The organism is Pusillimonas sp. (assembly GCF_035515275.1).
Classification (GTDB): domain Bacteria; phylum Pseudomonadota; class Gammaproteobacteria; order Burkholderiales; family Burkholderiaceae_B; genus Pusillimonas.
Genome location: NZ_DATJBQ010000178.1, coordinates 1 through 24072, shown reverse-complemented (window position 1 = coordinate 24072; position 24072 = coordinate 1). Strand labels below are relative to the sequence as shown.

Genomic DNA, 24072 nt, shown 5'->3' with positions numbered 1-24072 from the left:
AGCCTCTTTTAATTACTGGCAGGCTTCGCATTCTTCGAAGCCTTCGTCGCCGGGTCGCATGGTGCATACGGCACCGACGATCTCGGCTTCGGGCAGTGCTGCGGCAGGCGCGGCGGCCGATGCCGCGCTGCTGCTGGACGAGACAGCATTGAGTTCGCCGCCGCGCCCGGTGGATTTCTCGGCGTTGGTGGCGCCGCTGGAACGCAGGTAGTACGTGGTTTTAAGGCCGCGCACCCAGGCCAGCTTGTAGGTTTCGTCGAGCTTCTTGCCCGAGACGCCGGCCATGAAGATATTTAGCGACTGAGCCTGGTCGATCCATTTTTGGCGACGTGCTGCGCATTCGACCACCCACTGAGGGTCGACTTCGAAGGCGGTGGCGTAGAGCTCGCGCAGGTCTGCCGGGATGCGGTCGATGCGTGCCAGGCTGCCGTCAAAGTATTTAAGGTCGGCAACCATGACTTCGTCCCACAGGCCGCGTTCTTTCAGGTCGCGAACCAGGTAGTCGTTGACCACCGTGAACTCGCCTGACAGGTTGGACTTGACGTACAGGTTGCGATAGGTGGGCTCGATGCAGGGCGAGACGCCGATAATGTTGGAGATGGTTGCAGTAGGCGCAATGGCGATGCAGTTCGAGTTGCGCATGCCGTGCTCCTGGATGTGGCTGCGCAGGGTGTCCCAGTCGAGCGTGCTGCTGTCGTCGACTTCGACATAGCCGCCGCGTTGTTCGCGAAGCATGGCCAGGGTGTCTTGCGGCAAGATGCCGCGGTCCCATAGCGAACCCTTAAAGGTGGCGTACGAGCCACGTTCGATGGCCAGCTTGCTGGAGGCCCAGTAAGCGTAATAGCAAACGGCTTCCATAGAGCGGTCGGAGAACTCGACAGCCGCGTCGGAGGCGAACGGAACCCGCATCATGTGCAGGCAGTCTTGGAAGCCCATGACGCCCATGCCGACGGGGCGGTGACGCACGTTCGAGTTGCGCGCCTTGGCCACGGCGTAATAGTTGATGTCGATGACGTTATCGAGCATGCGCATGGCCGTATCGACAGTGCGCTGCAGCTTTTCGTGGTCGAGCACGTACTGGCCGTTGTCGTCTTGCTTAAGGTGCGCCGCCATGTTGATCGAGCCCAGGTTGCACACGGCAATTTCAGACTCGTTGGTGTTCAGGGTAATTTCGGTGCACAGGTTCGAGCTATGGACCACGCCCACATGCTGCTGCGGCGAGCGGATGTTGCATGGGTCTTTGAACGTAAGCCAGGGGTGGCCGGTTTCGAACAGCATGGACAGCATCTTGCGCCACAGCGACGTTGCCGGAATGGTCTTGAACAGAGTCAGTTCGCCGCTAACGGTTTTGGCTTCGTAGGCGGTGTACGCCTTTTCGAACTCGATGCCGTATTTGTCGTGCAGGTCAGGTGTGTCCGAGGGCGAGAACAAGGTCCAGTCGCCGTTCTCCATGACCCGCTTCATGAAGAGGTCGGGGATCCAGTTGGCAGTGTTCATGTCGTGCGTGCGGCGGCGCTCGTCGCCGGTGTTCTTGCGCAGCTCGAGGAACTCTTCGATATCAAGGTGCCAGGTTTCAAGGTAGGCGCAAACGGCGCCCTTGCGCTTGCCGCCCTGGTTGACGGCAACGGCGGTGTCGTTGACGACTTTCAGGAAGGGCACAACGCCCTGGCTTTCGCCGTTGGTGCCCTTGATGTGGCTGCGCAGGGCGCGCACGGGGGTCCAGTCGTTACCCAGGCCGCCGGCGTATTTGGCCAGCAAGGCGTTTTCTTTGATGGCGTCGTAGATGCCTTCAAGGTCGTCGGATACGGTGGTTAGGTAGCAGGACGACAATTGCGAATGCAAGGTGCCCGAGTTGAACAGCGTGGGGGTCGAGCTCATGAAGTCGAACGACGACAGGATTTCGTAGAACTCGATGGCGCGAGTTTCGCGGTCGATTTCGTTGAGGGCCAGGCCCATGGCCACCCGCATGAAGAACACCTGGGGCAGCTCGATGCGGCGGCCGCGCACGTGCAGGAAGTAACGGTCGTACAGGGTTTGCAGGCCCAGATAATTGAACTGCTGGTCGCGTTCGGCCTTCAGGGCACGGCCCAGACGAGGCAGGTCGAACTGGCCCAGCTTGTTGTCGAGCAGGCCGTTTTCAATGCCGGTCTTGATGAATTTGGGAAAATACTGCGCGTAGCCCTCGTCCATGGCCGACTGCGCAACTTCTTGGCCCAGTACTTCTTTGCGAATAGTGTGCAACAGCAGGCCGGCGGTAACCTGGCTGTAGGCCGGGTCGGTTTCGACCATGGCGCGGGCCGAGAGAATCGCCGATTTATAGACCTCGTCGACCGGAATGCCGTCGTACAGGTTCTTGACCGTTTCTTTAAGAATGCCGTCGACATCGATTTGAATGGGCAGACCCTGGCCGGCTTCTTCGATGGTGGTACGCAGTTTGGTCAGGTCGAGCGGACGCGAGACGCCGTTGTCGTTGACGCTGAGCGTGCTTTTTTCGACCGGAGCCTCTGGTACGCTGCGTGCACGCTCTTGAGCGCGTTTTTCGCGGTACAGCACATAAGCACGCGCCACATCGTGCTCGCCGGAGCGCATCAGGGCCAGTTCGACCTGGTCTTGAATTTCTTCGATGTGAAAAGTACCGCCGCTGGGTCGGTTGCGCACCAAGGCGTTGACCGCTTGCGAGGTGAGCTGCTCGACCAGTTCGCGTACACGCGCCGAGGCAGCGCCCTGGCCGCCGTTGACCGCCAAAAAGGCCTTGGTCATGGCAATGGCGATTTTGCTGGGCTCGAAGCCCACCACGGCCCCGTTGCGGCGAATGATATTAAAGTTGTGCCATTGCCCGCCGGCTGCGGTATGACCGCCGGACGCGGGCGATGAGGGAGGGGTGGCTTCTGGCCTGGACTCAGCGATAGAGGGGGTCTGCATGAGGGCTCCTGGAGTGTCAAGTGACTGCCTTTGGACGGCAGATTGGTGTTCTGGATGGTGGTGGTTGTGGGCATACCGGCGGTTGTGGGCTGGTACCGCTCTTTTTGGTTTCGACCACAATATGTTGTGGTTCTGATTGTTTCAACCACTAATTGTAGTGATAGAACCGGGGCGAGGCAAGCGCTTAAAGGGCTTGATTTTTTCAAAAAGCGGGTTGGCGAGGCCGGGTTTGAAGGGGCCGGCCGGCGGTAAGCCGCAGTGGGCTTCAGCTTGCGTGCTTCATGCGCCGCAGCATGGGCGGGCAAAAATTTTTATTAAACATTTGTTAGCGCTGCGCCCCGCAGCCAACGCCCGGCTTCAGCGTAAATAAAACATGGCTTTGGCCAAGAAAACAATAATAATCACATGAGCAAAAACGCTAAGGTGAATCACCCTTGAGCGCGCGGCTTTAAGCCGCCCTTGTGCGCCCAACCTGACGGCGTAGATAAAGTGGCCCAGCACGCTAAGCGCCAGCAGGATTTTCAAGGAAAGCAAGGTGCCCAGGGTGCTTTCAAAGGGCGCGGCCAACACGCCGCGATATTGCCACGCCATGCTCAGCCCGGCACCGTACAACACAAGAATGATCCAGGGCATGACACGCCGGGCGCGCTTCCCGACGGCCGACTCGACCGATCGCATGGCATCGCGTGGCACATGCCGACGTATGCCTTCCAGCATCATGACTTCGAAAAAAACCGTACCCACGAAAATAATGGCCGCAAATAGATGCAACAGCAGCAACGTCAGGTAATTCATGACACGATTCCTTTCTATAGAATGGTGGCGAAACGCTTCTATTGTAGGTTGGCGCTTGTCGATGCGGGGCCTAAGCCGCATGAGGCTTGTGGTTTTGATCCAATCGGTGAAGCGCCTGCTCAATGTTCAGTCACGAATTTTCCCGGGAGTCTGCATGAACCCTGCACAGATGGTGCACGATACCAAGGCCCGGCCGTCTTCAGGGCGCCGGCGTGCGTTAGGCTTCTTAACCGGCATGGCGGTGCTGCTTGCCGGTTGCGCCGGTGCCCCCAAGCCCGAGGCACCACGCACAGATGGGCACACTGCGTGTCAGGCCGCTGCCCAAGGCGACACCTGGGTGGGCAATTGGCTCGGAGTTGATAAGCGTAAAGGTGTGGCCGGCGAGCTGCGCGTGCAGATGATCTTGCGCCAGGACGGCACCATGGCCTATACCGAGCAGCTGAAGCGGGCGGGCAAGTCGCCTCAGTCGCTTAGCGAGTCTGGCTGCTGGCATCGCCAGGCCAACGAGCTGGTCATGCGCACCACTCATTCAAATGCGGTGGCGGTCGAGCAGGGCGACCCTATTTATACGAACTCGTACACGACGCGCACCAGCGGCCCGAACCTTGTACTAGACGGCCCCGAGGGCCCGCTGAGCCTCAAGCGCATGCCCGACGATTATCGTTTGCCGCTGCTCTAGTCCAGCCCGCGGGGCGGCGTGCGGGCCCGCAGCGCCCGGCCTTGCATGGCGAATAAGTTGCTTCAGGCGTCTTGAACCGATTCCAGGCGTTGCAGCACTACGTCGCGTCCAAGTATGGCCAGCACGGCGTCGATGGCCGGCGTTTGCTTGCGGCCGGTGGTCGCCAGACGCAAGGGTATTCCGAGCTTGGGCATTTTTATATTGTGCTTGGCCAAGGTTTCCTGGATCAAGGCGGCCAGGCTTTCGGTGTTCCATTGCTCAAGCACTTTGGCGCCCTGGGTGAAGTCGCGCAAAATTTCCTTGGCTTCGGGGGTCAGATGCTGAGTCGCCAGCTCGGGGTCGATGGCGACTGGCGGCGCATAAAAAAGCAGGGCGCCTTCGGCCAGTTGGTTAAGCGTTTCGGCGCGGTCTTTCAGCAAGGCCATGATTGGCTCAAGCGGCACGGCCTGCGGGTTTGCGCCCAGTTCGGCAATGCGCGGCGCCACCAGTTCGGCCAGGTCCTGGTCGCTGCTCTGTTTGATGTAGTGGGCATTGACCCAATTCAGTTTTTTCGGGTCCCACTGCGCGGCCGATTTGCTCAGGCTGCGTCCGTCGAACCATTCAATAAGCTGGTCGCGGTCGAATAGCTCGTCGTCGCCGTGGCTCCAGCCCAGGCGCGCCAGGTAGTTGACCATTGCTTCAGGCAGATACCCTTGCTTGTCGTACTCCATGACGCTGACCGCGCCGTGCCGCTTCGAAAGCTTGTCGCCGTCGGGGCCGAGGATCATGGGCAGGTGGCCGTAGGCGGGCGGTTCTGCGCCAAGCGCACGCAGAATATTGATCTGGCGCGGGGTGTTGTTGATATGGTCGTCGCCGCGCAGCACGTGGGTGATCTTCATGTCCCAGTCGTCGACCACCACACAAAAATTGTAGGTGGGGGTGCCGTCTGGGCGCGCGATGACCAGGTCGTCCAGCTCGGTGTTGTCGAAGCTGATGGGGCCTTTGACCACGTCATTCCAGCCGGTGCTGCCATCGGTGGGATTGCGAAACCGCACTACGGGCTTGCGGTCGGCGGGAACAGGCGGCAGGGTTTTGCCCGGTTCGGGCCGCCAGGTGCCGTCGTAGCGGGGCTTCAGGCCGGCCGCGCGGGCTTTCTCGCGCATGGCTTCAACCTCTTGGGGCGAGCTATAGCACAGATAGGCTGAACCCTGCTCAAGCAGTTGATCCACGACTTCACGGTATCGATCCATGCGCTGCATCTGATAAAACGGGCCTTCGTCGGGCTGCATTTGCAGCCACTGCATGCCGTCGAGTATGGCTTGCACGGCCTCGGGGGTAGAGCGCTCAAGGTCGGTGTCTTCGATGCGCAAGATGAAAACACCCTTGTGATGGCGTGCAAAGGCCCACGAGAACAAGGCAGTACGTGCACCGCCCAGGTGCAGATAGCCGGTGGGCGAGGGCGCAAAGCGGGTGCGAACGACAGGGGGTATGGACGATGACATGGATTGTGCTTTAGGCTTAATGTTTGTATGCGATTGGCGCGGCAAAGTGGTTTCGCCCGCCATGTGGCTTGGTGTATTTTAGAGTACACAAGGTTTATTGCCGAAACGGGGCGTTATGTTGCGTCATCATCTAGCCGCGCTTTTTCAACCGCGATCATTGCTGGTGGTCAGTCACCGTACGCTTCCGCTCGAGCACAGCGTGCCCCAATCGCTGGCGTCTGCCATTACCTTTGTTCGACATAAAGACACCTGCCCCGTGCAAGTGCCCGACACGCTTGCGGGGGTTCAGGCGGGCGATCGCGTCGATCTGGCCTTGCTGTGCGTTCATTCAATACAGTTGCCCGAGGCGCTTGCCGCCATCAGCGTGCACCGGCCTCGCGCCGTCATTTTGCTGGCTACCGACAGCGCCCCCGAGAACGCCCTTGAAGACATGGTGTATTGCCGAAGCTGGGCGCGGCTGAACGACTGCGCCTTGCTGGGCCCGCGCTCTTTCGGTGTGCAGAACCCTTCGCGTGGGCTTAACTTAAGCCACTTTGCGCAAATGGCCGAACCCGGCAATGTGGCTCTGGTGGCGCAATCAAGCTCCTTGGTTGCGGCCGTGCTCGATTGGGCGGTCGACGCCCGTCTGGGGTTCTCTTCAGTCGTTTCCCTTGGGGATGAAGCGGGCATCGAGGTCTCGCAGGTGCTTGATTATCTGGCCACCGACCGCAACACCGAAAGCATTGCCTTGTATTTAGAAGACACGTACACGGCACGACCATTGGCCAGCGCATTGCGCTCGGCGGCCAGTGTCAAGCCCGTGGTCGTACTCAAGGCAGGCCGGCTCGACCAGGAATCCGAGGCGGGTGAGGCGGTATTCAACGCCTTGCTTCGGCGGGTAGGGGCGGTGCGGGTACCTTATTTTGTACAACTGTTTTCCACCATCAAGGTGTTGCGCTACGCCAACTGGCCCCGCGGTCGCCGAATCGCCGTGATTTCCAACGGCGACGGCGCAGCACACTTGGCCATGACCGTCATTGGTCCGGGGTTTTCGGTGTTGCGCGCCGAACTGGGCAAGGACACGGTCAAGTCCTTGCAAGGTCTGCTCGAGCCGGGGGCGCAGGTGCACAACCCCGTCACGACCTCGGTGCCGCTTACCCCACAAACCGTGCAGGCCCTGGTTGATATTCTTGCGTCCGACGCGGCCGTAGACGGCGTGTTGATGTTGATCGCTCCCGACCCGCTTAGCGACATGACCAGCGTGGCGCAGCAGCTGGTGCGCACAGCATCTGCTGCGCGTAAACCGGTCATTACCTGCTTTCTGGGCGAAGACTCGGCGCGCCACCTGCGTCATATGCTGGACGAGGTCGGTGCGCCCGCGTTCCGCACGCCCGAGTCCGCCGCCAATGCGTTTGGCGTGCTGGCTTCTTATCACTACAGCCAGTTGCTGTCGCAACAGACACTACCGCCCGAACCGTTGCGTCGTCAGCCTTTGCTGGATCACGCACGTGCCCTGGTTGCCCAGGCACGTGCCGAACGCCGAGCCGAGCTGACTCCGGCCGAATGCTGGGAGCTGTTCGATTGTTTTCAACTGCCTCTGCGGCGCGCAATCGATGGCGCCGGCGGCGTCTGGGCACCCGACGAGCCGCTCATGTCCATCCACGCGCGGCAGCACCCTCGTTTCGGCCCATACATCAAGTTCGGCGGGGGTGGCACGCGGGGCCTTTCCGTCAACGATCAGGCGGTCGAGCTGCCGCCGCTCAATAGCTTTCTGGCTCGGCAACTGATCGAGCGCAGCTTCATCTGGACCCGCGTTTTGTCGCGCGAGATGAGCCCGGCCGCCTTTGACAGCCTGCGCGAAACGCTCGAGCGCATTTCCGAGCTGGTTAGCGAGCTGCCCGAAGTCGACAGCGTGGTGCTCGACCCTTTGGTGGCCGGCAGCACCGACGTCACCGCCCATTCAGTACACGTGTACCTGTCGTCCGCGCCGGTGCTGGTGTTGCCCGATTCTTCCGGGTATCGCCATATGGCCATTCATCCCTATCCCCGCGGGTTGGTGCAAAACAAAAGGTTCGACGACGAGCGAGAATGGACAATGCGCCCCATACGCCCTGAAGACGCCGAGGCACTGCAAGAGTTCATACGCGGCCTTTCTGCCGAGGCCCGCTACATGAGGTTTGTTTCCATGTTGCGTGAGCTTACGCCGCGCATGTTGGCCCGCTACACGCGTATTGATTACGACCGCGAACTGGCGCTGGTGGCCACCGTGCAGGTACCCAGGCCCGAACATCGCGGGCTGCTGCGCGAGCAGATAATCGGCTTTGCCCACTACTTGCGGCACCCCGACGGGCGCGGCGCCGAATACGCCCTGGTCGTGGGCGACGACTGGCAGCGTCGTCGCCTTGGAACCGTGCTGATGCAAGGCCTGATCGAGGCGGCGCGCATACAAGGCCTGTCGTATATAGACGGTTATGTGCTTAGCACCAATCGGGCAATGCTGCGTCTATTGGAAAGCCTGGGTTTTCGTAACGACGCCGTCGAAGACGACCCGGGGACCCGGCGTGTGTGGCTTGACCTGGGCCCGGTCGACCGGTTTTATTAAGCCTAGAACAGTTAACCCTTCAGGCCGCCAGTACTTTTCGCAAGAAAGCGGCGATGTCGTTGATTTCGTCAAGACACACCGAGTGCGGCATGGGGTAGGTTTTCCAGTCTACCGAATAACCCAGCTCTTGCAGCAATCGGTGCGAGTCTTGTGCACGCTGCAGGGGTACGACCGGGTCTTGCGTGCCGTGCGCCATGAAAATGGGTGTCTCGTGGTTGGCCGGATTGCGCTCGGCCTGCAATGTCTGGGCCAGCGGCAAGTAACCCGAAAGCGCAATCAGCCCGGCCAGCTTCTGGGGCAGGCGCAAGCCTGTTTGCAGTGTCATGGCGCAGCCTTGCGAAAAGCCCGCCAGCACAATGTTGTGCGAAGGAATGCCGCGCTGGTTTTCGCGTGCGATCAAGGCCTGCACCATTTGCTGCGACTGCAGTATGCCCTGGGCGTCTTCGCGTTGGGCAAGGTCGGCGTTTCGTATGTCGTACCACGAGCGCATGGCCATGCCGCCGTTTATGGTGACCGGCTGAACCGGTGCGTGCGGGAACACAAAACGCACGGCGGGCGTGTTGCCCAACTTCAATTCGGGAACAATGGGCGCGAAGTCGTGGCCGTCGGCCCCCAGGCCGTGCAGCCAGATGACGGCATGGGTTGGGTTGGGGGCGGTTTCAATTTCAAGGGCGTCAAGCAGTGTTGGTGTCATTCGGAATCATTTGCGTCGTTAAGCAGTTTCAGGGCCTGGAACAGGGCGCGGTAATGTTTGCGCTGGGGCTCTTGACCCGGTTGCAGGGCGGCATTGCGTTCAGCCTCTTTGCGGCCTTCGCGAATCAGGGTGCGCAATGGCTGAATATCGGCCGAAGGATATTCGTTAAGCAATTCGGTCAGGGCGTTGTCGTCGCGCAGCAATAAATCGCGCAAGGCTTCGACGCGGTGCAGGGCGGCCGTCTCGGCGCGCGAACCATGCTGCCAGACACTAAGCTGCGCACGTATGGCCTCGGCGTCGGCATGACGCATGAGCTTGCCCACATAATGAACCTGGCGGCGCAGGCCCTCGCGGCTGGTGGTGCGTTGCGCCAGCCGAATGGCCTCGTACAAGGCTTCTGAAAGCGGAAGCTGCTTTAGTTTGTCGGTGGGCAGGTCGACCAGCTCTTTGCCCAGGTCGTGCAGGGCGTGCATTTCACGCTTTACTTGCGATTTGCTGGGGCGGTCGTAGCCGAACTCGCTGCCGGGTTCGTTGTCGGGTTCTGTAGATTCGGGCGCCATGGCGGACAAAATGTTTTGAGATTAGCGATATGATAACTGGCTAATATATTTACGAGCTGCAATGAGCGACCAATCTAACTCCCACCTACCTATCGAACAAAACCAGCAAGTTTTTCGTGAGCTGGTTAAAAAAGCACTTGATTACGCCAAAAATCTTGGCGCCTCTGATGCCGCGGCCGAGCTGTCTGAAAGCCGCGGCTTGTCGGTTTCGGTACGCAATCAAGACATTGAAACGGTTGAGCAGACGCGCGACCGTTCACTGGACGTCACTGTATTTGCGGGCCAACAGCGCGGCTCGGCTTCCACGTCCGATTTTTCAGACAAGGCCCTGAAAGAGACCGTCGACGCAGCCTGGCACATTGCGCGCTATACGGCGGCCGACCCTGCTGCCGGCCTGCCCGATGCCGAGTTCCTGGCTACCGACGTTCTCGACCTGCAATTGCACCATCCGTGGGACATCGACACCCAGGCAGCAGCCCAACTGGCCTTGCAGGCCGAACGTGCCGCGCGCCGGGTCAGCCCCTTGGTCACCAACACTGACGGCGCCTCGGTAGGCACATTCGAAGGCCACTTCGTGCTGGGCAATAGCCGAGGCTTCCTGGGCGGCTACCCGTATTCGCGGCATACGATTTCAGTGGCGCCGATTGCGGGTCGGGGCGCAAACATGCAGCGTGACTACTGGTACAGCTCGCAGCGCGATCCACGTCGCCTGGCCAACCCGCAAGATATCGGTCGCTATGCGGCGCAACGCAGCCTCGCCCGCCTTTCAGCGCGACGCATCAAAACAGGCCGTTTCCCTGTGTTGTTCGAGGCCCCTCTTGCGGTGGGCCTGTTGGGTTCGCTGGTGCAGGCGACCAGCGGCGGAGCCTTGTATCGCAAGGCCAGCTTCCTGCTCGACTCTCTGGGCAGCCAGGTCATGGCCGACCACTTAAGCGTGGTCGAGAACCCGTTTGTGCCCGAAGCCATGGGAAGTTCTTCGTTTGACGACGAGGGCGTGCGTACGCAAGCGCGCAACGTCGTGGCGTCGGGCGTGCTGCAAGGCTATTTCCTGTCGACGTACACCGCGCGCAAGCTGGGCATGCGCACCACGGGCAATGCGGGCGGCTCGCATAACCTAAGGCTGTCTTCCCGATTAACCCGGCCAAGCGACGACTTTCAGGCCATGCTGCGCAAAATGGGCACGGGCTTTTTGGTTACCGAACTCATCGGGCAAGGGGTCAATTATGTCAGCGGCGATTATTCGCGTGGCGCATTCGGTTACTGGGTGCAAAACGGCGAAATTCAGCACGCTGTTCAAGAGGTGACGATTGCCGGCAACCTGGCCGACATGCTGCGCCAGATTGTTGCGGTAGGGGCAGACACGATTACACGTGGCTCTAAAACAACGGGCTCCGTTCTGATTGAGCAGATGTCTATCGCCGGGCAATAAGCGACGTTGTATCGGCCAGCCGTTGAGGACTGTCGCGGCCAGCTGCTGGCATTGCGCGCGAAAAGCCTTTAAAAAACCATGCTTTATGCTAATATAGAGAGCTTGCCCCTAGTTTTAATGGGTGGGCAAGTACAGATTTTTTGCACGGGCGAACGTACAACGCTTAGGCGAAAAGTAGAAGGGTATGGGGAAAAGACCCGGAATAGGCCCGGAATAGGCCCGGACTAAACCCAGGGAATAAACCCGAATATCCCTTTTTGCAGTTTAATAATTTTTTTATATCAGGAACCATCATGAAGACCTTCGTGGCCAAGCCGCATGAAGTCAAGCGTGACTGGTACGTGATTGACGCCAAGGGCAAAGTCCTGGGTCGTGTGGCCAGCGAAGTCGCACACCGTCTGCGCGGCAAACACAAACCAGAATTTACGCCTCACGTTGACACCGGCGATTACATCGTCATTATCAATGCGGCCGACATCGTCGTTACCGGAAACAAGGCGCAAGACAAGCGCTACTACCGCCACTCGGGCTATCCCGGCGGTATTACCGAAACCAACTTCGAGAAAATGCAACAGCGTTTTCCGGGTCGCGCCCTGCAAAAGGCGGTCAAGGGCATGTTGCCCAAGGGCCCGCTGGGTTACGCCATGGCCAAGAAACTCAAGGTTTATGCCGGCGCCGAGCATCCCCATGCCGCGCAACAGCCCAAACCTCTGGAAATCTAAGGACAGGTCATGATCGGTAATTGGAACTATGGCACCGGCCGCCGCAAAACTTCGGTCGCACGTGTGTTCTTGAAAAAAGGCTCGGGCAAGATCGTTGTTAACGGCAAGCCTGTCGACGAATACTTCGCTCGTGAAACCGGCCGCATGGTCGTGCGCCAGCCGCTCGAGCTCACCGGCCACCTCGAATCGTTCGACTTCCACGTCAACGTTCATGGCGGCGGCGAAAGCGGTCAGGCAGGTGCGGTGCGTCACGGTATTACCCGTGCGCTCATCGACTACGACGAAACGCTCAAGCCCTCGCTGAAGCAGGCCGGCTTGGTTACTCGCGATGCGCGCGAAGTCGAGCGCAAGAAAGTGGGTTTCCACAAGGCACGTCGCCGCAAGCAGTTCAGCAAGCGTTAATCGCCCAAGCGGTGCAATGGCGGTTCGCCGCCGTTGCCTTCGCAGCCCAAAGGCTCCGGCTTATGTCGGAGCCTTTGGCGTTTTTATTCCGGCGGGTTTGTATATTGTTTCTTGACGGCGCCGCCGAGGGCGCGCCGCATGTTGCATAATCTAGTTTTCAGCGATTCTTTCTGGGGCAGCGTCATGGCAGCAGGTAGTCAGATCAAGGTGGGTATTGTCGGCGGTACGGGTTATACGGGCGTCGAGCTTTTGCGATTGTTGGCGCAGCACCCCAATGTGCAGCTCAAGGCCATTACCTCGCGCAAAGAAGACGGCATGCCGGTGGCCGACATGTATCCCAGCTTGCGCGGCAAGGTCAAGCTTTGCTTCCAGACCCCCGAAACGGCGGCCCTCGATCAATGCGACGTCGTGTTTTTTGCCACGCCCCATGGTGTGGCCATGAGCCAGGCCCAAGCACTGCTGGATAAAGGGGTGCGGCTTATCGACCTGGCGGCCGATTTTCGCCTGCAAGATACCGGGGTTTTTGAGCAGTGGTACAAAATGCCTCATGCCTGCCCGCAAATTCTGGCCGATTCCGTGTACGGTCTGGTCGAGCTCAACCGCGAAAAAATCGCGCAGGCGAAAGTCATCGGTAACCCCGGTTGTTACCCCACCACCGTTATTCTGGGCTTGTTGCCCTTGCTCGAGCAAGGGCGCAAGCTGATAGACACCGGGCATGTCATTGCCGATTCCAAGTCGGGGGTGTCGGGCGCGGGGCGTACTGCTTCGGTGGGAACGCTGTACTCCGAGGCGGGCGATAACTTCAAGGCATACGGCGTGGCCGGCCACCGCCATCACCCTGAAATTTCCGAACAACTTGAAAAAATCGCCGGAAGCAAGGTGGGGCTTACCTTCGTGCCCCATCTGGTACCCATGATACGGGGCATGTTTTCAACGCTTTACGCCCGCATTCTGCCCGAGGCCCTGGACACCGACTTTCAGGCCTTATACGAAAAGCGCTATGCCGACGAGGCCTTCGTCGACGTGATGCCGTCCGGATCCATGCCCGAAACCCGCTCGGTAAGGGCTTCGAACCACTTGCGCATTGCCGTGCATCGTCCCGGTAACGGCGATCAGTTAGTGGTGCTGGTGGTGCAAGACAACCTTGTAAAAGGCGCGTCCGGTCAAGCGGTGCAAAACATGAACCTCATGTTCGGCCTGCCCGAAGACGCCGGCTTGGGCGCCATTGCGGTGCTGCCCTAGGGCACTGAACTTTTTCAGCTCCGGCATGGTCTGTTGATACATGAACCACTTGCAATCCGGGTCTGAAGACAGCAAGGTACAGAGCGCCGACCGGGGGCGCTGGGGTGACCCACGAATTTGGCTTTGGCTTTGCATGCCCTTGATGCTGCTGCTTGGTGGTGCCGGCGGTTTTTATCTGGCCGGCACCCTAGGCGAAGAATCCGCCGCAAACAGGTATAAAGAGCTTAAGTCTCAACACGAGGTCGTTACTGCCCAGCATCGCCACGATTATCAGGTCCTGCAAGCAGACATGGACACGCTGCGCGGCCAGATGCTGGTCGAGGAAAGCACCCGTAAAAGCCTCGAGGTGGCACTTCAGTCTACCCAGGCCGAGCTAAGCAAGGCCCGCGAACAGCTGGCGTTTTTTGATCGGCTGTTGCCTCCCGGCCCTAATGGGTCGATCAGCATACGCGCCCTTGATTTTGAGCAGCGCGGCCCCACTTTGTTATATAAGGTGGTGCTCATGCGTAATACCCCGGGGGCCGATGAGTTTGCCGGCCAAATGCAGTTTGTGGCCCAGGGCAGCCTTCAGGGTAAACAGGTAGAGATACCGCTTGATCCCGCTACGGCACCGGGCGCCGAAGTGGTTGATGCCGATGTTTCTGACGCCGACCTCCAAGACTCCGAGCAGGCGCCGTTGGCCTTGCGGTTCGAGCAATTTCAGCGCAGCGAAGGCCTGCTGAACATACCCGAAGGCTTCAAGCCCGACGCCATTACACTTAACGTTCTCGAAGGCAAGACCCTTCGTATATCGCGCAAGGTCAACTTGCCATCGGTCGAATAGACCTTACAATGTAGGTATATAAGTCGTTTCAGACTGAATTTATTGTGGCCGCCACGGTTACCGGAGTACTCAATGTCCACCCTTACCCAATCCGTCGATCTTCAAGCCCCCCCGCCGGCTCTTGTCTTTACCGACGCAGCTGCGGCCAAGGTCAAAGACCTTCTCCTCGAAGAAGGCAACCCCGATCTCAAACTGCGTGTGTTCGTACAGGGCGGCGGCTGCTCGGGCTTCCAGTACGGCTTTACCTTCGATGAAACCACCAACGAAGACGACACCACGGTCGACAAAGAAGGCGTTCAGCTGTTAATTGACCCCATGAGCTTTCAGTATTTGTTCGGCGCCGAAATCGACTACAAAGACGATCTCGAAGGCGCGCAGTTCGTTATTCGCAACCCCAATGCCACGTCTACGTGTGGCTGCGGTTCGTCGTTTACTGCATAAGCAGCGCCGCTAACCCTACATTCTTCGGCCGTCAGGCCCGATAACGGGCGCCAAGCACTCTGGGTGCTTTGGCGCCCGTTACGCTTGGTACGCCGGCGTCAATGCCCGAAATATGGGCAAGCGCGAGCCACGCAAAAGCCAAGGCTTCCACGCTTTGTACAGGCACGCCCAATTCACTGGTGGGACGCAGGGGCAGACCCAGTCGTCGCCGCAGCTCTTTCATAAGCCCCTGGTTGAAAGCACCGCCACCGCACACCAATACTTCGCGTGCGCTCGGTGCATGTATGGCTACCGCGTTTTGAACACTGACTGCAGTCAGGCTTTGCAAGGTGGCTTGTATATCTGCATTCGAAAGGCCCGTGGCACGAAATCGCTCGAGCCTGGCTAATAACCACGCCTCGTTGAAAAGGTCGCGCCCCGTGGATTTTGGAGGCGGTAGCGCAAACCAAGGCTCTTCGTCGTACAAGGCGGCAAGCAACGGGGGGCTGGTGGTGCCCGAGGCTGCCCACGAACCGTTGTCGTCGTACAGGGCGCCGGTTACTTGCTGGCACCACAGGTCAAGCAGCGCATTGGCCGGTCCTGTGTCAAAGCCAACCAACGGCCGACCGGGCTCTAGAATGGTAATGTTGGCAATGCCACCCAGGTTCAACACCACCCGTGTGTAGTTGCACGAAAATACAGACTGATGAAACGCCGGCACCAGGGGCGCACCCTGGCCGCCTGCCGCAATGTCGCGCGAACGAAAGTCGGCCACGACATCGATGCCGGTCAGTTCGGCCAGCAGGGCCGGCGCATTGATCTGCACGGAATAGCCGGCATTCGGGTTGTGCCGCACGGTTTGCCCGTGTGCACCAATGGCGCAGACGCGCTCGGGTGCAATACCGCTGCTTTCCAGCAGTTGCGTGCAGGCTTGGGCATACAGCCGGGCCAGTTGGTTGCCGGCTTGCGCTGCCCGCGCAATCTCATCGTGGCCGGAACGGTTAAGAGCAAGAAACTCGGCTCGCAAGGCTGCAGGCATGGGCAGCGAAACGCTGCCCATAATGCGGGGTGCAGAAACATGGGTAAAGTCGGCCAGCACCGCATCGACACCGTCGGTGCTGGTGCCCGACATAAGCCCGATGAAGAGCGGTGCTTGACTGAAACCGGGCATGCAGCCGCCGCAGCCTAGCGGCTGGCTAGCTGAACTTGGCCTTCTTGAAGCGCAGCCAGCATGTCGATTTGTTGCTTGTAGCCGGCAAGCACATTATTGAAAGCGACGCGGTCGGCGCCTTCGAGGTGGCGGGCGACGGGCAGGTCGACCGAAAGAGGGTCGACGTGCTTGCTGCCAATGCGGAACTCGTAATGAAGGTGTGGCCCGGTGGCCCAGCCTGTGGCGCCGACATAACCAATAAGCTGCCCTTGCTCGACCTTGCTGCCTTTTTTCAGACCCTTGGCGAAATTACGCTGGTGGGCGTAAAGCGTGGTGTACTTGCCGTGGTGCTGCAAGATAATGACATTGCCGTAGCCGCGTTGAGTGCCAATAAACGTAACGGTGCCGTCGGCAGTGGCATGAATGGGCGTTCCGCTGGGGGCGGCGTAGTCGGTTCCGTTGTGGTTGCGATAGGTGCCGTGTATGGGGTGCCTGCGTTGACCGAAGTTAGAGCTGACGCGGCTGAACTTGAGCGCTGAGCGAAGAAAGGCTCCGCGCATGCTGCGGCCCTCGAAATCATAATAGCCGCCGCTGCTGTCGCTGGCCTTGAACCACACGGCGTCGTGGGTTTTGTCTTTGTTGACGAACTGCAGGGCCAGAATGCGCCCCGAGCCGACATCGCGGCCTTGGGCGCTGTGTGTTTCGTAGATGACACGGAAGCGATCGCCCTGGCGCAGATCGCGCATGAAGTCGATTTTGCTGCTCAATACTTCGGCCATCTGCAAGGTGATCGCGTCGGGGATGCCGGCTGCGTCGGTGGCGCCAAACAGCGACGAGGTGATCTCGCCTTCGGCGACACGAACATGGGTGTCGGTTTGCTCGGCTTCTTCGGTGGCCGTGAAGCTGCCTTTGCCGTCGGGGCGTACTTCGAGCCAACGCGATACCGAGGTTCCGTTCTGTGTAGAGGCGGGGGTATGGTAATAACGCAGCCAGGCCAGGTCGCCGTGCTCGTCGAGCGCGGCCTGCACGGTACGGCCGGGGTACAGCTTATAGATGGACCGCGCCGATTCGTCGTGCGTTAAAAATGCCAGCAGGCCCGATTCATCGACATCGAGGCGCTGCAGCAGGGCTGACACAGTGTCGCCGGGCTGAATGCGGGTTTCGTCGATGAAGGGAGAGGAATACGTGGAAGGGGGCTGCGGGAACGGCGTGGGTAATGCGAGGCTGCGACTGGTTTCGGTGAACGTTGGCAGGTCGGCGTAGCTGTTGGGCTTGACCACGGCCAGCGCCGCTGCGGCAACGAACAAGCCCAGCGCGAAAGTAGCCAGGCTTCTGGTAAGGTAGTGGTGGCGGGTGGACCGGCGGACAAATGTGTTGTCGGCCTGCAGGGGCGCAGTGGGTTTCCCTGTTTTGGACATAAAGCTGGGGCCTGAGGATGGGTGTCGGGTTAGATGGGTTTCTTTCCGAAACGCACATTAACGCGTTATGCTAGCGTATTCACTCGGTTTTATCGAGTGTTTTTTGTTTTTTATATCATTTAGAAATTTTATGCCGTCTACGCCCCTACCCATTACGCCTCAAGTTGAAGCCGATCTTAACGTCGTAAAAAGGGGGTGTGACGAGCTCTTGGTCGAATCAGAGTTCGCGCAAAAACTGGCTCGCAGCCATCAAACTGGTCAACCTCTGCGCATCAAGCTTGGTCTGGACCCCACCGCACCCGACATCCACCTTGGTCATACTGTCGTGCTGAACAAAATGCGGCAGCTGCAAGACCTCGGCCACAATGTTATTTTCCTGATCGGCGATTTCACCTCCATGATCGGCGACCCCAGCGGGCGCAATGCCACGCGTCCGCCCCTTACCGCCGAGCAAATTCAAGAAAACGCCAAAACCTACTATGCTCAGGCCAGCCTGGTGCTCGACCCGGCCCGCACCGAAATTCGCTATAACTCCGAGTGGTGCGACCCGTTGGGCGCTCGAGGCCTGATCCAGCTGGCCTCGCGTTACACCGTGGCGCGCATGATGGAGCGCGAAGACTTCACTCGCCGCTTCAAGAGCGGCATCCCCATTTCAGTGCACGAATTTTTGTACCCGCTCATGCAGGGTTACGACTCGGTCGCCCTCAAGGCCGACCTCGAGCTGGGCGGAACCGACCAGAAGTTCAACCTGCTGGTTGGGCGCGAACTGCAAAAAGAGTACGGGCAAGAACCGCAGTGCATTCTGACCATGCCTTTGCTCGAAGGCACCGACGGTGTCGATAAAATGTCCAAGTCAAAGGGCAACTATATCGGCATCACCGAAAGCCCCGACTCCATGTTCGGCAAGCTCATGTCCATTTCCGACACGCTTATGTGGAAGTACTTCGAGCTGCTGTCGTTTCGCCCCATGGCCGACATCGCCAAGCTCGAAGAGCAGGTGGCCCAGGGAGCAAACCCCCGCAACATGAAGGTGATGCTGGCCCAAGAGATCGTTACGCGCTTTCACTCGGCGGCAGACGCCACCGAGGCGTTGGCCCGGTTCGAGGCCCGGTTCCGCGACGGCGCCATTCCAGACGACATGCCCGAGGTTCAGCTTGGCGGTGCGCCGTTGGGTATCCTGAAGCTGTTGCGCGAGGCCGGTCTGGCCGCGTCAGGGGCCGAGGCTCAGCGTAATGTCGAGCAGGGCGGGGTGCGTGTCGACGGCACGCGTATCGAAGACAAAAGCCTGCAGCTTTCCGCCGGGACCTATGTGGTACAAGTGGGTAAGCGCAAGTTTGCCCGAGTCACACTCAACGGCTAAAGGAGTATCCATGAAGCTCACCAGCACATCATTCGTCGATCAGTTGTTCATGTCCGAGCGCAATGCCTTCGGCAAGGCAGACGGCCCGGCGCATGTGGCCCTGGCGGGCAATGCCAATCCACATCTGGCATGGTCCGATGCGCCCGCCGGTACGCAGTCGTTCGCCATTATTTGTCACGACCCCGACGTGCCCAGCAAGCCTGACGACGTCAACCAAGAGGGGCGCGAAATACCGGTTGACCTGCCGCGTGTTGATTTCTTTCATTGGGTATTGGTCGATATCGCACCCGGCGTTACCGAAATTGCCGAGGGTGCCTATGCAAGCGGCATTACACCGCGCGGCAAGGGCGGCCCTGTGGCGCCCAACGATACCCGGCAGGGCCTTAACGACTTTACAGGCTGGTTTGCCGCCGACCGTGACATGAACGGCGACTACTTCGGGTACGACGGCCCTTGCCCCCCCTGGAACGACTCCATCGTTCACCGGTATGTCTTTACTGTTTATGCCCTTGATATTCCGCAAGTTCCCGTCCAGGGTGCGTTTACGGGCGCCGACGTGCTCAAGGCCATTCAGGGGCACGTGCTGGCACAGGCCAGCATTACCGGGCTATATACGCTAAACCCTCGCTTGCTTCCCAGCGCAGACTAAATCACTCCATCTGCCGGGGCCCCTGGCCAGCGCTTCGGCCAAGCCAACATGAATCCTGCTCATGTGGGCTTGAGCCGGGTTGGCGCAGCGGTGTGCGGCAGGGCCAAAAACCCGCTTTTATGTGCTTTCGGGCGGCTTTCCCAAGGTAATGTCGCGCATTCGCGCTAAAATGGCGATCTTGCCAAGCAGTAATTGCGCCATACCGTACCAATAGGAAGCCCCATGTTTGACCGTTCACGCACTCTTGACCAAGTCGACCCCGAATTGTGGGCCGCCATTCAAAAAGAAAACGTTCGTCAAGAGCAACACATTGAATTGATCGCATCAGAAAACTACACCAGCCCTGCCGTGATGCAGGCGCAGGGTACGCAGCTAACCAACAAGTACGCCGAAGGCTACCCCGGAAAGCGCTATTACGGCGGGTGCGAGCACGTCGATGTGGTCGAGCAACTGGCTATCGACCGTCTCAAGCAATTGTTCGGCGCCGAAGCGGCCAACGTGCAGCCCAACTCGGGCTCGCAAGCCAACCAGGGCGTTTACATGGCGGTGCTTAAGCCGGGCGACTCAGTATTGGGCATGAGCCTGGCCGAAGGCGGCCACCTTACCCATGGTTCGCCGGTCAACGCTTCGGGCAAGCTGTATAACTTCCACTCATACGGCCTGAACGACAAAGAAGAACTCGACTACGACCAGCTTGAGCAGCTTGCCAAACAGCACAAGCCCAAACTGATTGTGGGCGGCGCGTCGGCCTATGCGCTTCGTATTGATTTCGAGCGCATGGCACGCATCGCACACGACAACGGCGCCCTGTTCATGGTCGACATCGCCCACTATGCCGGCCTGGTGGCCGGCGGCGCCTACCCCAACCCCGTGCCCTTTGCCGACTTCGTCACCAGCACCACGCACAAGTCGCTGCGCGGGCCGCGCGGCGGCGTCATCATGATGAAGGCCGAGCACGAAAAAATCGTCAATTCGGCCATTTTCCCCGGCATACAGGGTGGCCCGCTCATGCACGTCATCGCCGGCAAGGCCGTTGCGTTCAAAGAGGCCCTGCAGCCCGAGTTTAAAGACTACGCCGCCCAGGTCATCAAAAATGCTCAGGTGCTGGCCAACACCTTGGTCGAGCGCGGTTTACGCATCGTCTCGGGCCGTACCGAAAGCCACGTCATGCTGGTCGACCTGCGCGCCAAGGGCATTACCGGAAAAGCCGCCGAAGAAGCGCTTGGCCGGGCCCACATCACGGTCAATAAAAACGCCATTCCCAACGACCCTGAAAAGCCCTTTGTCACCAGCGGCGTGCGTTTGGGTACGCCGGCCATGACCACGCGCGGATTCAAAGAAGGCGAAGCCGAACTGACTGCGCACCTTATTGCCGACGTGCTCGACAACCCCGACAGCGAAACGGCCATCTCCGACGTGCGCGCTCGGGTCAACGAACTTACCGCGCGCTTGCCGGTTTACAGCTAGCCAACCCTCATCGCCCGGGCAGCTTGCCTGCCCGGGTTGCGCTGCCATGAAATGTCCTTTCTGTAGCAGTTTTGACACCCAGGTCATCGATTCCCGGGCCTCTGAAGAGGGCGACACCATTCGTCGCCGCCGGCGCTGTACGTCTTGTGATCGGCGTTTTACCACCTACGAGCGCGTCGAGCTGGTCATGCCTGCGGTGGTCAAGCGAAACGGCACGCGCACCGAATACGACCCCGTCAAGCTGCGCGCCAGCCTTAACCTGGCGCTGCGCAAGCGGCCGGTCGGCACCGAAGACGTAGACGCCGCCGTGGCCCGCATCGAAGAAAAATTGCTGACCAGCGGACGACGCGAAATCAGTTCGGGCAGCCTGGGCGAACTGGTCATGGACGAGCTTCGTCAGCTTGATCACGTGGCCTACGTACGGTTCGCTTCCGTGTATAAAAGCTTCGAAAACATCGGCGAGTTCGTGCGGGCCATCGATGAGATCAAAGTTCCCTCCAAGCCCAAGGGCGAGGCTACCTAGCGCCTGGCGCAAAGCATGAGCAAGTTATCTTCATTGCAGCCTGCCGGGCACGGTAGCGACACGTACTGGATGCAACAGGCCATTGCATTAAGCCGCGAATGCTTGTTTATCACTACCCCCAACCCCCGCGTGGCCTGCCTGATCGTGCGCAACGGCGAACTCCTGGCATCGGGCACGACTCAGGCGGCCGGGGGGCCGCACGCCGAAGTCATGGCGCTACGCCAGGCGGCCCAACTTGGTGTTTCCACCCAGGGGGCCACGTTTTATGTCACGCTTGAACCCTGCAGCCATCATGGCCGTACCCCGCCATGTGTTGATGCGCTGATAGACGCTCAGCCCGCCCGGGTAGTGGTGGGCATGGTCGACCCGAACCCTCTGGTGGGCGGCAGGGGGCTGGCAAAACTTAAGGCTGCGGGCATCGAAGTGACCGGTCCGGTGTGTGCTGAAGAGGTCCTGGCCGTCAACCCGGGCTTTGTCGCACGCATGACGCGCGGCACGCCCTGGGTGTGGCTAAAGACCGGAGCGTCGCTGGACGGGCGCACGGCGCTGGAAAATGGTGTGTCGCAGTGGATTACCGGCCCGCAGGCGCGAGCCGACGGCCACCACTGGCGCGCCCGCAGCTGCGTGGTGCTGACAGGTGCCGGTACGGTGCGCGCCGACAACCCCATGCTGAATGTGCGAGACATCGCCACCCCGCGTCAGCCGTTCAAGGCGGTGATCGACACCGGCTTGCAGATTCCCCCTGATGCGCGCATGTTCGACGGTACGCCGACGTGGGTATTCACGGCCAGCGACGACCTCGACAAGGCACAGCGCCTGGCCGACCGCAACGTAACCGTCATACGCATGCCGCTGCACCAAGACCGCGTGCATCTGCCTTCGGTCATGCAATGGCTGGGTCAGAACGACATCAACGAGGTGCACGTCGAGGCCGGCTCGGTGCTCAGCGGCGCATTGCTGCAGGCCGATTGTGTCGACCAGTTGCTGGTCTATATGGCGCCGCTGTTATTGGGTCGGGGCAGACCCATTGCCGATCTGCCCGTCTTGCAGGCATTGGAACAAGCACAGCGCTTTGAGTTTTTTGATACGGCCATGTTGGGCGCTGATGTGCGTTTGCTGGCCCGGCGCCCCCAGGTTTGGCGCGAGTTGCTGGGCTCGGCGTCGGGTGCGGTGCAGGCCGGTTAGTGCGAAGCGGCGCCGGGTAAACTCAGCCTTGGCTTATTGATTATTCGAACCACAAAGGAAGCAGTTCATGTTCACAGGCATCGTTGCGGCGATAGGCACCATTATCAAAGTACAACCCCTGCGCGAAGCCGACCAGGACGCCGGCCTGCGTCTGACCGTACACGCGCCCGGCTTTTCGTTGCAGTCGACCCGGCTGGGTGATTCAATCGCCATCCAGGGCGCCTGCATGACAGTAGTCGAACTGGCCGACGACACGTTCAGTGTCGATGTCTCGCGCGAAAGCCTTAACCTTACGGCCGGCCTGGATGCCCCCGGCGAGGTCAACCTTGAACACGCGCTGCGCCTGGGCGACACGCTGGACGGTCATCTGGTTTCGGGTCACGTCGACGGTCTGGGCACCGTGGCCTTGTTCGAACCAGTGGGCGAGTCATGGGACCTGCGCATCGACGTACCGCCGCATCTGGCCAAGTACCTGGCCTACAAAGGGTCTATTACCGTCAACGGCGTAAGTCTTACCGTAAACAGCGTGGACGATCACGACCACGGCTGCCGCATTCGCATCAATCTTATTCCCCACACCGTCCAGGTTACGACGCTCAAGCACCTGAAGGCGGGTTCCGCCGTCAATCTCGAGGTCGACACCATTGCACGCTATGTCGAGCGCATGGTGTCGCTGGCGGCCAAGCAGGCGTAACGGGCGGGCAGGCTGCAACCCAAAAGAAACCGCTTTCTGTTAGAATGGCGGACTTCGCTTTGGAATTTGTGCAAAGCGAGACATAAATAGGACAGGTGGCCGAGCGGTTGAAGGCGCACGCCTGGAAAGCGTGTATACGTGAATAGCGTATCGGGGGTTCGAATCCCCCTCTGTCCGCCAACGAATTTTACAAAGCAGTCCAAAACATACCGAAAACCCCGTAGAAATAAGCATCTACGGGGTTTTTTGTTTCTGGGGCAGTCCAACGGCATCCGCCTGAAGCCAACAGGTTTGTTGGTATTGTTGTTGGTATTTTGATGTTATCTTTGAGATATCGCGAAAATACCAACAAACTGCCATGCCACTGACCGATCTGTCCATTCGTAATGCGAAGCCCGGCCCCCGCTTGCAAAAGCTGTCTGATGGGCGTGGTTTGCAATTACACATCACCTCTGCGGGCTCTAAGCTCTGGCGCTGGGCCTATCGCTTCGATGGGAAGCAGAAACTGATGGCGTTCGGTGTCTATCCAGATGTGTCATTGGCGCAAGCGCGTCAGGCCGCTGATGAGGCTCGTGCACTGTTGGCAACAGGCATCGATCCGATGGAGCAGCGCAAAGCCGATAGGGTCAATCTTGAGCGAAGCGTTGATAACACCTTTGAGATCATTGCCAGGAAATGGTGGGGGCACTGGTCGCCTGCGCGTAGTGCTCGGCATGCGGAGTATGTGATTCGGCGTCTTGAAGCAGATGTGTTCCCTGTCATGGGAAATCGCCCTATAGACGAGATACAGACGCCCGAGGTGGTAAGGATGGTCAAGGCCATTGGGGAGCGTGGGGCGCTAGACATTGCCAAGCGATCATTGCAGACCTGTGGTCA

Annotated in this window: 22 protein-coding genes and 1 tRNA gene; 16 read left to right on the top strand and 7 right to left on the bottom strand. The window is 59.6% G+C overall.

Going from position 1 to position 24072, the window contains the following annotated elements:
- Positions 1 to 12: 12 nt before the first annotated feature.
- Together VL003_RS12965 and VL003_RS12960 are read right to left on the bottom strand one after the other, a co-directional pair.
- Positions 13 to 2922 (bottom strand): ribonucleoside-diphosphate reductase subunit alpha, encoded by a 2910-nt coding sequence (locus VL003_RS12965; RefSeq protein WP_325443134.1) that lies wholly within the window; start codon positions 2920 to 2922, stop codon positions 13 to 15.
- 357 nt (positions 2923 to 3279) lie between these two features.
- Positions 3280 to 3717, bottom strand: coding sequence for a CopD family copper resistance protein (locus tag VL003_RS12960; protein ID WP_325443132.1), 438 nt, complete (start codon positions 3715 to 3717; stop codon positions 3280 to 3282).
- Between the two features lie 154 nt (positions 3718 to 3871).
- Here VL003_RS12960 and VL003_RS12955 point away from each other — a divergent pair, with 154 nt between their 5' ends.
- Positions 3872 to 4396 carry a hypothetical protein gene (locus tag VL003_RS12955; RefSeq protein WP_325443130.1) on the top strand — a complete coding sequence of 175 codons (525 nt, stop codon included), beginning with the start codon at positions 3872 to 3874 and terminating at the stop codon, positions 4394 to 4396.
- 62 nt (positions 4397 to 4458) lie between these two features.
- On the opposite strand, the gene gltX is transcribed toward VL003_RS12955, so the two are convergent.
- Positions 4459 to 5877 carry a glutamate--tRNA ligase gene (gene gltX / locus VL003_RS12950; protein WP_325443127.1) on the bottom strand — a complete coding sequence of 473 codons (1419 nt, stop codon included), beginning with the start codon at positions 5875 to 5877 and terminating at the stop codon, positions 4459 to 4461.
- Between the two features lie 115 nt (positions 5878 to 5992).
- On the opposite strand from gltX, the gene VL003_RS12945 reads away from it, so the two are divergent.
- Positions 5993 to 8458 (top strand): bifunctional acetate--CoA ligase family protein/GNAT family N-acetyltransferase, encoded by a 2466-nt coding sequence (locus tag VL003_RS12945; protein WP_325443125.1) that lies wholly within the window; start codon positions 5993 to 5995, stop codon positions 8456 to 8458.
- 19 nt (positions 8459 to 8477) lie between these two features.
- Here the strand turns inward: VL003_RS12945 and VL003_RS12940 are convergent, their stop codons facing one another.
- Together VL003_RS12940 and yjgA are read right to left on the bottom strand one after the other, a co-directional pair.
- Complete coding sequence (locus tag VL003_RS12940) at positions 8478 to 9152, bottom strand: alpha/beta hydrolase (protein WP_325443123.1); 675 nt, start codon at positions 9150 to 9152, stop codon at positions 8478 to 8480.
- A complete protein-coding gene (gene yjgA / locus VL003_RS12935; RefSeq protein ID WP_325443121.1) occupies positions 9149 to 9712 on the bottom strand; it encodes a ribosome biogenesis factor YjgA in 564 nt (187 codons plus the stop codon). The genes VL003_RS12940 and yjgA overlap by 4 nt, the downstream gene beginning before the upstream one ends.
- 61 nt (positions 9713 to 9773) lie before the next feature.
- On the opposite strand from yjgA, the gene pmbA reads away from it, so the two are divergent.
- The 6 genes from pmbA to erpA all read left to right on the top strand — a co-directional run bounded on the left by pmbA (position 9774) and on the right by erpA (position 14771).
- The gene (gene pmbA / locus VL003_RS12930; RefSeq protein ID WP_325443119.1) at positions 9774 to 11141 is read left to right on the top strand and encodes a metalloprotease PmbA; all 1368 of its coding nucleotides are present in this window, start codon (positions 9774 to 9776) and stop codon (positions 11139 to 11141) included.
- Positions 11142 to 11434: 293 nt separating this feature from the next.
- Complete coding sequence (gene rplM / locus VL003_RS12925) at positions 11435 to 11863, top strand: 50S ribosomal protein L13 (RefSeq protein WP_325443117.1); 429 nt, start codon at positions 11435 to 11437, stop codon at positions 11861 to 11863.
- Positions 11864 to 11872: 9 nt separating this feature from the next.
- Complete coding sequence (gene rpsI / locus VL003_RS12920) at positions 11873 to 12265, top strand: 30S ribosomal protein S9 (RefSeq protein WP_325443115.1); 393 nt, start codon at positions 11873 to 11875, stop codon at positions 12263 to 12265.
- Between the two features lie 183 nt (positions 12266 to 12448).
- Positions 12449 to 13507, top strand: a complete 1059-nt coding sequence (gene argC, locus VL003_RS12915) for an N-acetyl-gamma-glutamyl-phosphate reductase (protein WP_325443257.1) — start codon at positions 12449 to 12451, stop codon at positions 13505 to 13507.
- Between the two features lie 40 nt (positions 13508 to 13547).
- Positions 13548 to 14330 (top strand): DUF6776 family protein, encoded by a 783-nt coding sequence (locus VL003_RS12910; RefSeq protein WP_325443113.1) that lies wholly within the window; start codon positions 13548 to 13550, stop codon positions 14328 to 14330.
- Between the two features lie 72 nt (positions 14331 to 14402).
- A complete protein-coding gene (gene erpA / locus VL003_RS12905) occupies positions 14403 to 14771 on the top strand; it encodes an iron-sulfur cluster insertion protein ErpA (RefSeq protein ID WP_325443111.1) in 369 nt (122 codons plus the stop codon).
- A 31-nt stretch (positions 14772 to 14802) separates the two neighbouring features.
- Here erpA and VL003_RS12900 read toward each other — a convergent pair whose 3' ends face one another.
- Together VL003_RS12900 and VL003_RS12895 are read right to left on the bottom strand one after the other, a co-directional pair.
- Entirely contained in the window at positions 14803 to 15921 is a 1119-nt protein-coding gene (locus VL003_RS12900) for an anhydro-N-acetylmuramic acid kinase (protein WP_325443109.1), read from the bottom strand.
- A 14-nt stretch (positions 15922 to 15935) separates the two neighbouring features.
- Positions 15936 to 17318, bottom strand: a complete 1383-nt coding sequence (locus VL003_RS12895; protein WP_325443107.1) for a M23 family metallopeptidase — start codon at positions 17316 to 17318, stop codon at positions 15936 to 15938.
- 130 nt (positions 17319 to 17448) lie between these two features.
- Between VL003_RS12895 and tyrS the strand changes: the two genes are divergently transcribed.
- From tyrS to VL003_RS12855, 8 genes are all read left to right on the top strand, one after another.
- Entirely contained in the window at positions 17449 to 18678 is a 1230-nt protein-coding gene (gene tyrS, locus VL003_RS12890) for a tyrosine--tRNA ligase (RefSeq protein ID WP_325443104.1), read from the top strand.
- 10 nt (positions 18679 to 18688) lie between these two features.
- The gene (locus VL003_RS12885; RefSeq protein ID WP_325443102.1) at positions 18689 to 19327 is read left to right on the top strand and encodes a YbhB/YbcL family Raf kinase inhibitor-like protein; all 639 of its coding nucleotides are present in this window, start codon (positions 18689 to 18691) and stop codon (positions 19325 to 19327) included.
- Positions 19328 to 19549: 222 nt separating this feature from the next.
- Positions 19550 to 20794 (top strand): serine hydroxymethyltransferase, encoded by a 1245-nt coding sequence (gene glyA / locus VL003_RS12880; RefSeq protein ID WP_325443100.1) that lies wholly within the window; start codon positions 19550 to 19552, stop codon positions 20792 to 20794.
- A 46-nt stretch (positions 20795 to 20840) separates the two neighbouring features.
- Complete coding sequence (gene nrdR, locus VL003_RS12875; protein WP_325443098.1) at positions 20841 to 21317, top strand: transcriptional regulator NrdR; 477 nt, start codon at positions 20841 to 20843, stop codon at positions 21315 to 21317.
- Positions 21318 to 21332: 15 nt separating this feature from the next.
- On the top strand, positions 21333 to 22502 hold the full coding sequence (gene ribD, locus VL003_RS12870; RefSeq protein ID WP_325443096.1) for a bifunctional diaminohydroxyphosphoribosylaminopyrimidine deaminase/5-amino-6-(5-phosphoribosylamino)uracil reductase RibD: 1170 nt from the start codon (positions 21333 to 21335) through the stop codon (positions 22500 to 22502).
- Between the two features lie 67 nt (positions 22503 to 22569).
- Positions 22570 to 23196 (top strand): riboflavin synthase, encoded by a 627-nt coding sequence (locus VL003_RS12865; RefSeq protein ID WP_325443094.1) that lies wholly within the window; start codon positions 22570 to 22572, stop codon positions 23194 to 23196.
- Between the two features lie 89 nt (positions 23197 to 23285).
- Positions 23286 to 23376: transfer RNA gene (locus VL003_RS12860), tRNA-Ser, on the top strand.
- Between the two features lie 178 nt (positions 23377 to 23554).
- Positions 23555 to 24072, top strand: a 518-nt coding sequence (locus VL003_RS12855; protein ID WP_325443092.1) for a tyrosine-type recombinase/integrase, incomplete at its 3' end; no start/stop codon positions are given.